Below are 14,578 nucleotides of genomic sequence, written 5' to 3' on the forward strand. Positions count from 1 at the left end.
GTGGAGGTGACGTGCGAGCTTCTAGCTGTTAGCTCTTAGCCTCTAGCCACAGCCCGCGCAAACAAATCCTGTGATCGGCAAGAAGAAAGCTAACAGCTAGAAGCTAACGGCTAACATCTAGCTCTTCCTACCAGTACTTCCCAAACAGCAGCTCCAGCTTCTTTTTCGTCTCCGCCGGAATCACCGCACGATCCGTCATGATCGCAAACTTCGCGGCCGTCTGTGCAGGCGAAGAACTCAGGTCCGTAGGCATCAGCTTCACCGCAGCTGCCACAACCTTCTGCGCATTGGTCGAGTTCTGGTGCATCACCGCAATAATCTGGTCGACCGTCACCGCATCATGGCTCTCGTGCCAGCAGTCGTAGTCCGTCACCATCGCCAGCGTCGCATAGCTGATCTCCGCCTCGCGCGCCAGCTTGGCCTCCTGCAGGTTCGTCATGCCGATAATGTCCGCGCCCCACGAGCGATACAGCTTCGACTCCGCCTTCGTCGAAAACTGCGGTCCCTCCATGCACACGTACGTTCCGCCCAGCTTGCCAACGACGCCGATCTCGGCGCATGCATCAGCAAACACCTTCGCCACGATCGGACACACCGGATCGCCAAACGCCACATGGCCGACAACACCGTCCCCAAAGAAAGTCGATTCGCGCGCAAACGTACGGTCGATGAACTGGTCCGGGATCACGAAGTCCGTAGGCTTGTGCTCTTCCTTGAGTGACCCCACTGCCGACACCGAAAGAATCGAAGTCACGCCCAGCGCCTTCATCGCGTAGATGTTCGCGCGGAAGTTCAACTCCGTCGGCAGGATACGATGCCCCTTGCCATGCCGAGCGAGGAAGGCCACCTTGCGGCCCTCCAGCGTGCCCAGCACGAACGTCTCGCTGGGATCGCCAAACGGCGTGCTGATCTTTTCTTCGTGGACGTCGGTCAGACCGGGCATGTTGTATAGCCCGCTGCCGCCAATGATTCCAATTTCGGCTCGCGACAAATTGTGTTTCCCGTCAACAAAATAGGCGCGTTCAAACGCACCAATTCGAGTATATCGCCCACTTCAGACAGGTGCGGGAATGGAGCAAAGCAACAACCGTCTGTCTGACAGATTTCCCTTGACACTGACAGACACCCAGCACTAGCGTTTCGGGCGCGACAGACCGTCGTCTTCTTCTCCCCCTCCAAAAAACGCGCCCGGGGACGCAGGAACATCGCATTCCGCGCCTGGCAGCGACGCCCACCCACACAACGGAACCATCAGCACCGTAGAGGAGATCCGTCTGATGCGTCACATCGACTCTCGCCTTTCCCTGGCCGGGGGAACCATCCTCCTGTCCGTCCTCACCCTCTCCGCCCAAACGCTCGCCACCGGCGACTCGCGTTCGGTCAGCCAACCCTCCACGCCCTCCGCCTGCACCACGCTATCGGCGCAGTTCACCTCCTCCGCCGTTGACGTCAACACGCCGACCACCACCGACGACACCTCGCGCATCCAGGCGGCTCTCAGCTCCTGCGAGAACACCGGCAAGGCCGTGGTGCTCGCAGCCTCCGGCTCCAACAACGCCTTCCTCGCCGGCACGCTCACCATCGAGCCGGATGAGGCGCTCGTGGTCAACTCCGGCGTCACGCTCTACGCCAACAACAGCGTCAACAGCAGCTCGGAATTCATCTATATCCCCAACTCCAGCACCGGCATCTACGGCCCCGGAAAGATCGACGGCCGCGCCAACGTGCACACGTTCTCCAACACGCCTCGCCTCGTGCAGACCAAAGGCGCCTCCAACTTCATCTCCTACAACATCACGTTGCAGAACGCCGCTCACCCCAACCTCTACATCGAAGGCGGCAGCGGCGCCACCGTCTGGAGCACCACCATCAACACCTCACCCACCCAGGCCAACGCTGATGGCATCGACATCGACTCCATCACCAATGTGACCGTGAACAACTCCAACATCACCGCCGGCGACGATGGCATCGCTGTCAAGACCAACTCTGCCGCCGCCAGCAATATCACCGTGGAGAACACCAACGTCTACGGCACGCATGGCCTCTCCATCGGCAGCCAAACCTTCGATGGCGTGACCAACGTTCTGTTCAAGAACAACTACGTCTACGGCAAGAGCTCGTCCGGCACGGCATCCACCGACGCCAACGCCATCAACATCAAAACTGATGTCGACTGTGGCGGCCTGGTGAAGCAGGTGACGTATGAGAACACCTGCATCCGCTACGCCAAGCACCTCATCATCGTGAACGCAAACTATGGCAGCTGCAGCGGAACCTCCGGCACACCGCAGTTCCAGAACATCGTGGTCAACGGTGCGCTGGCCGAAAATTCCGTCTCCGGCGCCTACGAGACACTCGCCGGCTATAACTCCTCCAACCTCGCCCAGGTGTATGTGGCCAATATCTCGCTGGACAGTAACACGCAATCCGGCGACCAGTACGCCACCGTCTATCTGGACAATGTAGGAAGCTTCGCGCCCTCGGGCACGGGCGTCACAACGCATACCTTCACCCTGAGCGGCAGCGTGCCCAGCTGCTCGTTCCAGTTCTAGGACAAGCTCCTCCAAGCATCCACAGAGCGTGCCGGTGCACGATCCGGCCGGCGCGCCTTCCCCTTGACGACAGGAGATGCCATGAAGCGTATCGACGCCATTCTTCTTGCCACAGCCCCGTTCCTCACGCTGGCGGCGCGAGCGACCACCATTGTCTATGTCGGCGGTACCGGCACGGGCCACTACTCCTCGCTGCAGGCAGCGGTAAACGCTCTGCCTTCCAGCGGCGGCGAGATCGAAGTCGAAGCGGGCACCTATACCGGCCAGGCCACTATCAGCAAGCCCAACGTCTGGCTCATCGGCGAAGGCTCCAGCCCCAGCGCCACGGTGCTTACCGCAAGTCAATCCTCGTCTACAGCAGGCAGCGACGAAGCCTCCGCCACGGTCAACGTGACCAAGGCAGCCACCGGCTTCTATGCCAGCAATCTCAGCATCGAAAACACCTTCGGGGCGGGCACACCTGCCGTCGCTCTCTTTCTCGAGGCCGATAAGTCGGTGGTCCGCAACACCAACATCATCGGTTATCAGGACACGCTCTACGCCGGAAGCGAAGGTTGCTCCGGCTCCACCTGCACCCCGGCACGCCAGTACTTCTACCAGACCTATGTGCAGGGCAATGTGGACTTCATCTTCGGCGACGCCGCCGCCGTCTTCGACTCCTGCACGATCCAGATCGATGAGCATGGCTCGGCTAGCGGTGAAACGACCGTCACCGCGCAGAACCGCCGCTTCACCAACTACCTCAGCGGCTATGTCTTCTGGTACAGCACCATCCGCAGCCAGTCCGGCAGCCAGACGAACGATTACCTCGGACGCCCCTGGAGCTCGCTGGCCTATGTGGTCTCCATCGACTCCAGCCTCACCGCTCCCATCGCCACCGCAGGCTGGATCGAATGGGAGCCAGGCACCACCAACTACCTTGCAACTGCTTACTATGGCGAGTACGGTTCCACCGGCACCGGAGCGCTCGGCTACACCGACAAGCAACGCGAGAAATATGCCATCTACCTGACATCGACACAGGCCAACAGCTACTCTCCCGACACCTTCCTCGCCGGCTCCGACGGCTGGGTGCCTACCGCCGTAACCCACTGACCGAATCGGCGCGGCACGCGCGAGCACGCTACAAACACAAAGTGACGCAACGGCCTTCCGTGACTGCACACGACCCGTTGCGTCACGCTGCGGCCTTGGCGCACTCCGCGTTCGCAGCTGCTCTTGCAGTCACCCTTCAGGAGGATCCCGCTACAGCATTTTCCCTGTAGGTATAGTCCAGTTCTTCGATCCTGATGGGCGTTTTCCCCAATGAAAACGCCACTGCACGCCCTCTGGAGAAGCCCATCCACAGGGAAAATGCTTTAGAACCCCAGCTTCTCGCACAATCCGCTCACCCGCGCTTTCACCTCATCCGGCATCTCCATCATCGAAGGCCACGGCCGCGTGAAACCCTCCGCGGCCCACTTGCGCGTCGCATCGATGCCCATCTTCGACCCATAATTCGGCAGCCGCGACGAATGGTCCAGTGAGTCAATCGGGCCTAGCGTGAACTCGATATCGCGCTCCGGGTCGATGTTGTTCGTCGCCCGCAACGTCACCTCGGCAATGTCATGCACATCGCAGTCCTCATCCAGAACCACGATGATCTTCGTAAACATCGCCCCGCCCAGCGACCAGATCGCGTTCATCACCTTACGAGCCTGCCCCGCATAACTCTTGCGGATACTCACGATCATCAGGTTATGGAACGCGCCTTCCGGAGGAATGTTGATGTCGATCAACTCAGGGATCGTCAGCTTCATCAGTGGCAGGAAGATCCGCTCCACGGCCTTCCCCATCCATGTATCTTCCATCGGCGGCTTGCCCACGATCGTCGCAGCATAGATCGGGTCCTTGCGATGCGTGATGCACGTGATGTGGAAGACCGGATACTCATCCTGCATCGTGTAGAAACCCGTGTGATCGCCAAACGGCCCCTCCGTGCGCAGCTCGCCGATATCGACGTAACCCTCGAGCACAATCTCCGCCGTCGCCGGCACTTCGAGATCGACCGTCTCGCACTTCACCAGCTCGACGGGCTTGCCCCGCAGGAACCCTGCGATGAGGAACTCCTCGACCTCCGGCGGAGCGGGCACAATCGCCGAGAAGCAGATGCTCGGGTCCGTCCCGATCGCCACGGCAACGTCCATCCGCTGCCCACGAATCTTCGTGGCCACATGCTGAGGAATCGCCGCGGCCTCACCCGCCGCAACCGTCCCTCCTGCGGTCAGCGCCATCAGGTCAACCGCTCCTGCACTCGAGCCGGCCGCGTTGCGCAGACGCTCGCGCAGATGCTCGGCCGCGTTCTTCTGCCGCTGCCAATGCATCCCCGTCGTCTGCCCGTCGTACACCTGCATACGGTACATGCCGACGTTGCGCTTGCCCGAGTTCGGGTCCTTCGTAATCACATTCGGCAGCGTGATAAACGGCCCTCCGTCCTCAGGCCACGTCGTGACAATGGGGAACTTCGTCAGGTCGATCTGCTCGCCGCGCAGGATGACCTCCTTGCACGGAGCGTCCTTCGCGCTGACGATCTTCGGAAACACGTTGCCGATCTCCGCCAGCTTCGGCAGCATCTTCAGCTTGTCGAGCAGGCTCGTCGGCGCGACGGGCTGGATCATCGTCTGGATGCGCGCCGCAATCGCATCCAGCGACTCCGTCTCCAGTGCCATCTCCATGCGGCCCAGCGAACCGAACTGGTTCATCAGCACGCGCGCGCCCTTGTGGCCCTTCACGTTCTCAAACAGCAGCGCCGGTCCACCAGCCTGCGGCGTTCCCTTGCCCGACTTCACCGCGCGGTCCGCGATCTCAGCCATCTCCAGGTACGGAGATACCTCTTCCTTCACCCGCACCAGCTCGCCCGACTTCTCCAGCGCCTTGATCCACTCCCGCAAACTCTCGTAGGCCACAGCAATCCCTCACCCTTGAGCGTAGCGAAGCGCAAAGGGAAATGCACGCGGCCCAGCGCTTCGGAGTAGTAGCGGGCTTCAGCCCGCGGAACCGTCGCTCAACGGCATCGGGCCTTCAGGCCCGGGTTGCGGCCTGCACTACATCCGCACGAAGACCTTCTTCCGCCAAAGAATCCAGTTAGGAATGAAGCACGCCGCCACAAAGCAAACCGCCCACGCCAGCGAAGTCCACACAGTTGACCCGTGCGCCGCAAAGACCGTCGCGTACAGCCACGACAGCAGCGTGCGCGACTTGCCATCCGCACCCGTGTGGTGGAAGTAAATCAACGCCTTCACCAGCACCACCGAACTCGTGTATGCCACGATGGCATTCGATCCAAACACCAGCCACGGCCAGGTAAGCGCACGCAGCCACGCAGGCCACGGCTGGGTGCGGTAGTCGACCAGCAGCGTGGTGACGCCGAGCATAATTATCCCAAACGCCGCGGTGACCAGCACAAAGCTCGAGCTCCAGAGGTTCTTGTTCATGGGGAATGAGTTGTTCCACATCCCGCCGGCCAGCACCAGCAGCAGGCCCCAGCCGAACAGCTCTCCCTGCATTCGCTTGCGTGCCCGCTCGCCCTGCGCCCATGCGGGCCGCAGGAAGTGCAACCCCACCAGCGACCCGATCAGCGTCGTCGCAACCGACGGAAGCGTGCTCAGCAGGCCCTCGGGGTCGCTGGTCTTGCGATACAGCGCACCCGCGCCGAAGAACAGCTTGTGCTGCCAGAGCACAGCCCAGCGGTCGACGAACGCCGTGAGGTTGTTCACCTCATCGTTCATCGGAAAGCCGTGCGTCGGCGCTCCAACCCCAGGCAGAGGCACAAAGCGCAGCAGCGCCCAGTAGCCAACGAGCAGAGCAACAACAATCGCCGCCAGCACCTTCGGATTGCGCGTGAACACTAGAACCATACCCGCAATCAGCGAGCACAGCGCAATCCGCATAATGACGCCATACAGCCGCATCCCCTGCCAGTGCATGCGTGGGAAGAAGTTCAGCGCCAGCGACAAAATCACCAGCTTCGCGAACCGAGCCCACACATGGCCCGTAAGCGACTTGCGGCAGTTGCCGCGCGCCACGCGCGCCGTAAACGAGAAGACCATCGACGCGCCGACAAGGAAGAGGAACGTCGGGAAGACCAGGTCCGTGAGCGTGAGTCCATTCCACTCCGCATGGTCCAGCTGCGAGAAGAGGTGCTTCCAATCGCCCGGATCGTTGACCAGGATCATCAGCGCAATGGTGAACCCACGCAGCACATCCACCGAGAGCACGCGCGGCGGCTTGCTCGTGACGTTGACCGCGGGGGAGACGGGGGTAGCAAGCGATGCAGAGGAAGCCATGTGGGTTCCATCATCGCGCGCTCGCACCGCGCGGGTCACGCGAATTGTGGGGAACACTTCCCTGCCCGGCGGTGTCTATGCCACTACACGCATTCCAGCTGGCTCGACTCCTGCCGGATGCGCCAACGATTTGAACTCTGGTCGGAGGTGCGTCATGTTTGAGCAGTCCCTGGTTGAGTCCACCGCGATGCTGCGTACACGCAGCCGCAAGCCCGTCTACAGCGCCATTGCCATCCAGGCCGCGATTGCCGCGGCGCTGCTCAGCATTCCCATCCTGCATCCGGAAGTGCTTCCTCTGCGCGCCCCCCAGATGACGCTCACCGCGCCTCCGCTCCCACACCCCGAGCCGCCCCCTCCGCAGCGGGTCCGCGTCGAGAATACCGCTGCCAGCTCCGGGCCCACGACTCCCATCCTCAATACCGCAACCTCGCACCTGCGAAGTATGTTTCAGCAACTCACGACCACACCGGTCGATGCCGAGGCGCTACTCCCCTCCGTCAACATGAGCGGCAACGTGGGCGCTGGCCCCACAGGCTGGACCTCCGCACCAACAGGAGCGACGGTCAGCGTGCGCGCGGCCACGCCGGCGCACCAGGACTTGCTGTCTATCTCCACAGGAGTCATGGCAGGAAGGCTGATCGTACCCATCACGCCCGTCTATCCCAACATCGCCAGGATGACGCACACCGAGGGCATCGTAGTGATCGAGGCCGTCATCTCCACCAGCGGTCGCATCGAAAGCGCCCACGCCGTCAGCGGTCCCGCGGTCCTGCAGGCTGCGGCGTTGGATGCCGTGAGGAATGCACGCTACCATCCCTACCTGCTCAACGGCGCGCCCACGGAGGTCCAGACGACCATCACGGTCAACTTCAGAATGGGGAGCTGACGAGCTGTTCTACGTTCTCCGTTGTGCGAAAGAGCAACTAGCCGAAACCGGCGAGGATCGAAAGCACCCCACGGACAACGGAGAACGCACAACGTAGAACGAGCATGCCCTTGCGGCACGCTCAGATCGCCTCAACCCCATCCACCGGGAAGCCCGCTTCTCTCCAGCCCTGCAGGCCGCCGCGCAGCGGGCGAACCCGGCGGACGCCCATGCGGCGGAGGTCCATCGCCACCTTGGCGCTGGTCTCCTCGCTGGGGCAGGTGCAGTACAGGATGATGTCGCGATCGCGTGGAATCAGCTCATGCCGCTGACGCAGCTCGTCCGGCCCAATCCGCAGGGCGCCGGAAATCACCAGCGGCTCGGTCAGCACATCCAGCGGGTGGCGCAGGTCGACGATGAATGGCGGCTCCAGACCCTCGCGCTCGGCGTCGCCGATCATCGCCATCAGTTGGAAGGGCTCGAGCCGAAGGCCACGCAGCTCGGAGACGAACTGGCGGCGCTTCACAAAGCGGTAGACCACCACCCCAAGCGCAGCCATCACAACCAGCAGCACGCCAAGGTGGCCCAGCGTGGTGAAGAACTCATGCGAGCGCTTGGCAACGTCACCGAAGAACCGCCCGGCAAAGAGCCACGCCGCCGCCCAGGCCAGCGTGCCGGCCATGTCGTAAATGATGAATTCAACGAACGGAATGCCGGCCTGCCCCGCGATGGGAGCGGCTACCGTATTCAGTCCGGGGACCCACTTGGAGAAAAGCAGCGTGATCGGGCCGCGACGCACCACGGTGCCCTGTGTCTTCTCGACGCAGGTCGCCGCTTCCAGCGAGAACTTGCAGAGCATGTTCAGGACACGCCCGCCAAAGCGCTTGCCGAGGAAGAACCAGGAGGTATCAGCGATCAGGCAAGCCAGCAGCACCAGCGGCAAAGCGTACGCCACGTGCATCTTGTGCGCCGCGCTCATCGTGCCCACGGCCACCATCAGGGGTGCACTGGGGACGGGCAGGCCGCCCTGCTCCATCAACACCCAGGCAAACAGCACCGTGTAGGCGTGTCCCACCAGAAGATGAAGAAGCCATTCCATTGCTTTAACCGCCCCTTACGCTGGAACCTGCCGAAACTGCCAGCCTGCTCCCCGCGAAACCTTTTTTTGGAAAGGCCCTCGTTTGAGGGTCCCGTCTAGTAGATGTGTTTACGCCGCGCGCGTCGCAGTCTCTTGGATGCGCGGAGGAGTACCAGTGAGCTTATGCCGGTTCTAAGCTTAATTCTCGCCCAAAATTGTTAACAGGCTATGCATTGGTTACGTCCCACGCGAACGGGAGTTTCTGCGCTGAAAATCCTCCGCCGAAAATCCGTGCCGGAAGGTCAAACGGGAGGCCCGTAGGCCTCCCGCCGGATCCTGCTGCCTGACGGTCTGCTCTACCGGACGGTCACGTTCGGATCAGCGCTCATGCCGGGGCGAAGCGCGAAGTCCTTGTTCTCTTCCTTCAGGTTGGTGAAGTCGATGCGCACCGGAATGCGCTGCACCACCTTCACATAGTTGCCCGTCGCGTTCTCGGGAGGGAACAGGCTCAGCTTCGAACCCGTCGCGCCGCCGATCTGCGTAATCTTGCCGCGGAAGACACGTCCGCCCAGAGCATCGATCTTGATCTCCACCGGCTGCCCCTGCCGCATGTGATCCAGCTGGGTCTCCTTGAAGTTCGCCGTCACCCAGAGATCGGTCAGCGGAACCAGCGTCAGCAGGTCCTGTCCAATCGACAGGTTGTTGCCCACCACCACGCTCTTCTTGCTCACAATGCCGTCCGTGGGAGCCACGATCTTCGTGTAGCTCAGGTTCAGCTGCGCCTGGTCCACCTTCGCCTGCGACTGCTTCACCGCCGCCAATGCAGCCTCAGCGCGTGCCGCCTGCACCTGGTTCTGCTTCGGGCCGTTCAGCGCGCTCTGCTGCGCCTGCGACCGCGAATCAGCCAGCTTCTGCTGGGCCTGCCGAACCATATCCTGCTGCGCGCGAACATTCCGCTCCGCCTCGTCCAGCGAAGCCTGGTCGGCCGTCGCCGTCGCCACGGCAGCGTCGTACTGCTGCTTGGAGATGACGTCGTTCTTCACCAGCGGCGTATAACGATCCACGTCCAGCTGCGCCTTCAGGGCATTTGCCTTCGCGGCCTGCACCCGAGCTACCGCAGCCTGGGCCTGCGCTTCAGCCTGCGAGACCGCCGCCTGTGCTCCGCCCACATCCTGGCCAGCCGTCGTGATGTTCGTACGCACCGTCACGCTCGTGATCGGCACGTTCGAGACGGCCTCCTGGTACTCCGCCTGCGCGTTGGCGAGGTTCGCCTGCGCCTGCTCCAGAGCCACCTGGTAGTCGCGCGGATCGATGTCCGCGATCGGGTCTCCCTGGTGAACGAACTGCTGGTCCTCGACATACACCTTGATCACCTGCCCCGAAACACGGGAGCTGACCTGGTAGAGGTTGCCGTCCACCTGCGCATCGTCCGTATCCTCAAACCGGCGCGAGTGCATCCAGTAGAAGAATCCGCCGACAACGAGGAGCAGCACCACTACGATGAGGATGATCCGGCGGCGGCCATTGTTCGGCGGCGCGGCCGGGGGTGCCGTGTTCTCTGCCGGCGCGCCCTGCTTGTTCTGGTCTTCGTTCGCCACTCTACTTCCCTCCGAGATAAGTCTTCGAACTGCTCGCAGCGACACCCAACGCCCGCGCCAAACCAAGCTTGGCAACGTTGTGCTGGTACAGCGCGCTGATGTACTGATCGTTGGCCTGTTCTTCCGTGGCCAGCGCCTGCGAGACCGGAAGGCTGTCCGCCACACCGGCTTTGAATCTCTGCTGCGCCTCGCTCAGCGCTTCATGCGCGAGATCGACGTTGCTCTTCGCCGCTTCCACCAGCTTGGCCGCAGTCTGGATGTCCAGAATCGCATCCCGGACATCCGCATTCACCTGCTGCGTCTGGTCCGAAAGCTTGGCCTTGGCCTGGTCCACCTGCGCCTGCGCCACCTGCTCATCGCCATGGGTCTTCGCCAGCTGCAGGATCGGCGCAGTCACCTCGCCAGTCGCCGTATAGGTCCCGTGCGAGTGCCCGGGCGTCTGCCCCAGGTCGCCGTAGTTCGCGGCCACATCGGCGGAAGGCATCTGCTCATAGAACGCAGCCTTCCGATTGGCCTCAGCGCCCTTCAACGTTTCCGCAGCTGCGGCCAGATCTTTGCGCTGCTTCAGCGCCTGCTGGAACGCCGCATCGGCGTCGGGAGTCTCCAGCGCCGCGAACGGCACATCGTCGCTCAGCGTGAACTTCTGCTCCATCGGTAGCCCGATCGCCCGCGCCAGCGAAATCTTATCCTTATCCAGCTGGTTGCTCGCCGCGATCAGCTGCTGCTCTTCATTCTGGTAGTCCACCTGCGCGCGAAGCACATCAAGCCGCGGACTGGTCCCGGCATCGTGATTCGCGGACGCCTGATCCAGCGAGACCTTCGCCTCCGCCATCTCCGCCTTGACCGCCGTAATGCGCGAGGCATCCGCGATGCACAGCAGGTACGCATTGCCTACCGTCAGCACCACCAGGTCGCGCGCATCCTGCGCCGTCAGCTTGGAAGCCTCAAAGTTGTGCTTCCCTGAGATGTAGGTCTCCAGAGCCTGCAGATTCACCAGGTTCTGCGAGAGGTACGCCCGGAAGTCCACCGTCTGGAACGGCCCGATAATCGGGTTGATCCCCGGAAACTTGAGGCCGTACGCCGCCAGATCCAGCTGCTGGATCGTGATGTTCGCCGCGCCCGTCACCGTCGGCAGCAGCTTCTGCAGGTCCTGCAGGCGGCTTCCGTTCGCCGACATCACGCTGGAACTCTGCAGGATCAGCCCGAGGTTGTTGCGCAGGCCCCGCTGAATCGCGTCGTCCAGGGTGATCTCGATGACGCCGTCCGTAGCCTTGTCGCGCACGATGCTGCCGCGAAAGCTGGGATCCTGAGCGCCCGTCGTCGTGCTCTGCGGGCTCGTCGCCGGTCCAGGAGCTGCAAGCTGCTGCGTCGCCCCGATCACCAGTCCAAGGTTCTGATCGGAGCTCGAAATTCCGCCCGCAGGCGGCTGTCCGGCCGATCCCGGGCTGCTCGACCCGGGGCCCTGCGCCGTTGCCGCTGCCGTGAGGCAAGCCGCCAACAGGACGGCGGCCGCATTGCGGCGCGCACTCTTTCTGTCTTTGACCATAACCACCATGCTAAATCGTCACAGGAGATGACACTCGCAGGTTCCCTGCGAATCCGCCGGAAGCCCGGCGAGTCCCGCCGTGAAGCGCGACCATTTTTTCCCGTCCCCACTACAGATGCGGTTCCAACCCACAGGTATGCAAAAGTTGCATACGAAATCCACACTTTCGAGCCGTGCACCTGCCCCTCCCACGGTGCACCCACGGTGACCTGCATGACATCTTCCGGGTACCATGGCTGCCATGAGCATCCATACCGCTGTCCTCGGCTACGGCCTCGCCGGAAAGGTCTTCCACTGCCCCTTCGTCAGCGCAGTGCCTGGCCTGGAGCTTTCCGCTATCGTCCAGCGCACCGGCGACACCGCCCGGGAGCGCTATCCGAACGCCCGCATCCTCAAATCCGTAGAGGACGCCTTCGCCGATCCGAATATCGACCTCATCGTCGTCGCCTTGCCCAACGACACCCACTACGCGATGGCCAAAGCCGCCCTCGAAGCCGGCAAGCACGTCGTCATCGACAAGCCCTTCGCCTCCTCCAGCAAAGAAGCCCGTATCCTCATCGACCTCGCCAAATCCAAAGGCAAGGTCCTCGCCCCTTTCCACAATCGCCGCTGGGACTGCGACTTCCTCACCCTCCAGAAGCTCCTCAACGAAGGCCTCCTCGGCCGCGTCGTCGAAGTCTTCTCGGCCTACGATCGCTTCCGCCCCATCCAGCGCCCCAACACCTGGAAGGAAGCCGCCAGCCCCACCTCCGGCATCCTCTTCGACCTCGGCCCGCACCTCGTCGACCAGGCCCTCGCGCTCTTCGGAGCCCCCGCCCGCGTCATCGGCAGCATTCGCGAGGATCGCGACCAGACCGACATCAACGACGCCGTCGACATCACCTTCGAATACGACTCCACCCCCTTCTGGCCCGGCAAGCCCGTCCGCTTCAACTGCCACGCCACCATGCTCGCCGCCGACGCCGCTCCCCGCTTCCGCGTCCACGGCACCCACGGCAGCTGGACCAAGTCCGGCCTCGACCCCCAGGAAAACGCCCTCCTCAACCTCGGAGCCACGCCCCCGCAGGTAGGGTCGCCGGAACCCTGGCTGCCCGAGCCCGAAGCCAACTGGGGCACCCTCACCCTCGCCACTGAGCGCAAAGAACCCGTCCAGCTCGAACGCAAACCCTACCCCTCCGTCACCGGCGACTATCGCAACTTCTACGTCTCCGTCCGCGACGCCATCGCCGAAGGCAAACCCCTCGCCGTCCCCACCGAAGACGGCTTCCGCACCGTCCGCCTCCTGGAACTAGCCCTCCAGTCCACCAAAGAACGCCGCACCGTAGACGTGGACTTCAAGTAACAGTTCCGACTCTGGCCTTTGCTGTTGCCTTTCTTTCTGTCATCCCCAAAGGGGATCTGCTTTTCGTCGCTGCCTTCTTGTTGTCATTCCCGAAGGGAATCTGAATCTGCGTTTGAATTTGTCATCCTGAGCCGCAGGCGAAGGACCTGCTTCTCGCCTTTCTTGTTTGTCATCCCCGCAGGGGATCTGCGTTCCTCACCAAGCCGCAGATTCCCTTTCCGGCCCTCCACGAACGGCAGGTCAGGGCTTCAGCCCTGACAAAAAGCCATTCCGTCCCTCCCGGCTTCAGATGGGATGAGACGGCTGGCCTCACGGAGGAGCTAGGCTTTCCGTACGCACTCGAGGGTGCAGAAGGAGACCAGCCATGGGACAGGGTATCAAGCGTTGTCAGCCTGCGATGACCGTAGGGCTCGATTTAGGGGATCGTCACAGCCAGTACTGTGTTGTGGATGCCCACAGCGAGTGGGTGGAAGAGGGGCGTATCGCGAGCACGGAAGCTGGCCTCCGGCGTCAGTTCGAGGGGGAGGCTCCTGTCCGGATCGCGCTCGAAGCCGGCACGCACTCGGCCTGGGTAAGCCGGTTGTTGCGCGGCTTGGGCCATGAAGTGATCGTGGCCAACCCGCGTCGCTTGAAGGCGATCACGTCCAGTGAGTCCAAGAACGACCGCAACGACGCCGAGAAGCTGGCACGGCTGGCAGCCTGCGATCCGAAGCTGCTGTCGCCCATCCAGCACCGCACAGCGGACCGTCAGCAGGACCTGAACCTGATCCATGCCCGCAGCTCGCTGGTGCGGGCACGCACGATGCTGATCAACACGCTGCGAGGCCTGGTCAAAAGCGCCGGTCATCGCCTGCCGGCCTGTTCCAGTGAGTCCTTCCCCGCAAAAGCCCGTGCCGCGGTCCCCGAACCCCTCCGCCAGGCCTGCGCTCCGCTGCTGGATCAGATCGCTCACCTGAACCAGAGCCTCCGCCAGTTCGACACCGACATCGCAGCGCTGGACAGCAAGTATCCCGAGATCAAGCCCCTGCGATCTGTTCCCGGAGTGGGTCCTCTCGTCGCTGCCTGCTACGTCCTCACCCTGGACCCCACCCACCTTCAGAACAACCGCCAGGCTGGCGCCTTCCTCGGCCTACGGCCACGCCAGAGCCAGTCCGGCGCCTCCGATCCGCAAGGCCGCATCACCCGCACCGGCAACAACTATCTCCGAAGCCTGCTGGTGCAGTCCGCGCAGTATGTGCTGGGACGCTTCGGTCCTGACTCCGCTCTCCG

General features: G+C 62.7%; 11 protein-coding genes. 5 read left to right on the forward strand and 6 right to left on the reverse strand.

Annotated features, from left to right (window positions below; translation table 11 throughout):
• Positions 1 to 127: 127 nt before the first annotated feature.
• Entirely contained in the window at positions 128 to 991 is an 864-nt protein-coding gene (gene mtnP, locus AC5E6W_RS08515; RefSeq protein ID WP_491751853.1) for an S-methyl-5'-thioadenosine phosphorylase, read from the reverse strand.
• A gap of 286 nt (positions 992 to 1,277) precedes the next feature.
• Between mtnP and AC5E6W_RS08520 the strand changes: the two genes are divergently transcribed.
• Both AC5E6W_RS08520 and AC5E6W_RS08525 read left to right on the forward strand, forming a co-directional pair.
• Positions 1,278 to 2,555 (forward strand): glycoside hydrolase family 28 protein, encoded by a 1,278-nt coding sequence (locus AC5E6W_RS08520; RefSeq protein WP_491751854.1) that lies wholly within the window; start codon positions 1,278 to 1,280, stop codon positions 2,553 to 2,555.
• A gap of 81 nt (positions 2,556 to 2,636) precedes the next feature.
• Complete coding sequence (locus AC5E6W_RS08525) at positions 2,637 to 3,650, forward strand: pectinesterase family protein (protein WP_491751855.1); 1,014 nt, start codon at positions 2,637 to 2,639, stop codon at positions 3,648 to 3,650.
• Between the two features lie 263 nt (positions 3,651 to 3,913).
• On the opposite strand, the gene AC5E6W_RS08530 is transcribed toward AC5E6W_RS08525, so the two are convergent.
• A complete protein-coding gene (locus AC5E6W_RS08530; RefSeq protein ID WP_491751856.1) occupies positions 3,914 to 5,500 on the reverse strand; it encodes a UbiD family decarboxylase in 1,587 nt (528 codons plus the stop codon).
• A 138-nt stretch (positions 5,501 to 5,638) separates the two neighbouring features.
• Entirely contained in the window at positions 5,639 to 6,880 is a 1,242-nt protein-coding gene (locus AC5E6W_RS08535) for an acyltransferase family protein (protein WP_491751857.1), read from the reverse strand.
• A 154-nt stretch (positions 6,881 to 7,034) separates the two neighbouring features.
• On the opposite strand from AC5E6W_RS08535, the gene AC5E6W_RS08540 reads away from it, so the two are divergent.
• A complete protein-coding gene (locus tag AC5E6W_RS08540) occupies positions 7,035 to 7,766 on the forward strand; it encodes an energy transducer TonB (protein ID WP_491751859.1) in 732 nt (243 codons plus the stop codon).
• A 121-nt stretch (positions 7,767 to 7,887) separates the two neighbouring features.
• Here the strand turns inward: AC5E6W_RS08540 and AC5E6W_RS08545 are convergent, their stop codons facing one another.
• The 3 genes from AC5E6W_RS08545 to AC5E6W_RS08555 all read right to left on the reverse strand — a co-directional run bounded on the left by AC5E6W_RS08545 (position 7,888) and on the right by AC5E6W_RS08555 (position 11,967).
• Positions 7,888 to 8,844, reverse strand: coding sequence for a VTT domain-containing protein (locus tag AC5E6W_RS08545; RefSeq protein WP_491751860.1), 957 nt, complete (start codon positions 8,842 to 8,844; stop codon positions 7,888 to 7,890).
• A 335-nt stretch (positions 8,845 to 9,179) separates the two neighbouring features.
• On the reverse strand, positions 9,180 to 10,421 hold the full coding sequence (locus AC5E6W_RS08550; RefSeq protein ID WP_491751861.1) for an HlyD family secretion protein: 1,242 nt from the start codon (positions 10,419 to 10,421) through the stop codon (positions 9,180 to 9,182).
• A gap of 1 nt (position 10,422) precedes the next feature.
• Positions 10,423 to 11,967, reverse strand: coding sequence for a TolC family protein (locus tag AC5E6W_RS08555; RefSeq protein ID WP_491751862.1), 1,545 nt, complete (start codon positions 11,965 to 11,967; stop codon positions 10,423 to 10,425).
• Positions 11,968 to 12,208: 241 nt separating this feature from the next.
• On the opposite strand from AC5E6W_RS08555, the gene AC5E6W_RS08560 reads away from it, so the two are divergent.
• Both AC5E6W_RS08560 and AC5E6W_RS08565 read left to right on the forward strand, forming a co-directional pair.
• Entirely contained in the window at positions 12,209 to 13,309 is a 1,101-nt protein-coding gene (locus tag AC5E6W_RS08560; protein ID WP_491751863.1) for a Gfo/Idh/MocA family oxidoreductase, read from the forward strand.
• Between the two features lie 364 nt (positions 13,310 to 13,673).
• Positions 13,674 to 14,578, forward strand: a 905-nt coding sequence (locus tag AC5E6W_RS08565; RefSeq protein WP_491751864.1) for an IS110 family RNA-guided transposase, incomplete at its 3' end; no start/stop codon positions are given.

Source organism: Bryocella sp. (genome assembly GCF_058498515.1).

Excerpts from the sequence above, each read along its gene's own strand:
- AC5E6W_RS08520 (WP_491751854.1), top strand. The coding sequence starts at position 1,278 with ATGCGTCACATCGACTCTCGCCTTTCCCTGGCCGGGGGAACCATCCTC.
- AC5E6W_RS08525 (WP_491751855.1), top strand. The coding sequence starts at position 2,637 with ATGAAGCGTATCGACGCCATTCTTCTTGCCACAGCCCCGTTCCTCACG.
- AC5E6W_RS08535 (WP_491751857.1), bottom strand. The coding sequence starts at position 6,880 with ATGGCTTCCTCTGCATCGCTTGCTACCCCCGTCTCCCCCGCGGTCAAC.
- AC5E6W_RS08540 (WP_491751859.1), top strand. The coding sequence starts at position 7,035 with ATGTTTGAGCAGTCCCTGGTTGAGTCCACCGCGATGCTGCGTACACGC.
- AC5E6W_RS08545 (WP_491751860.1), bottom strand. The coding sequence starts at position 8,844 with ATGGAATGGCTTCTTCATCTTCTGGTGGGACACGCCTACACGGTGCTG.
- AC5E6W_RS08555 (WP_491751862.1), bottom strand. The coding sequence starts at position 11,967 with ATGGTCAAAGACAGAAAGAGTGCGCGCCGCAATGCGGCCGCCGTCCTG.
- AC5E6W_RS08560 (WP_491751863.1), top strand. The coding sequence starts at position 12,209 with ATGAGCATCCATACCGCTGTCCTCGGCTACGGCCTCGCCGGAAAGGTC.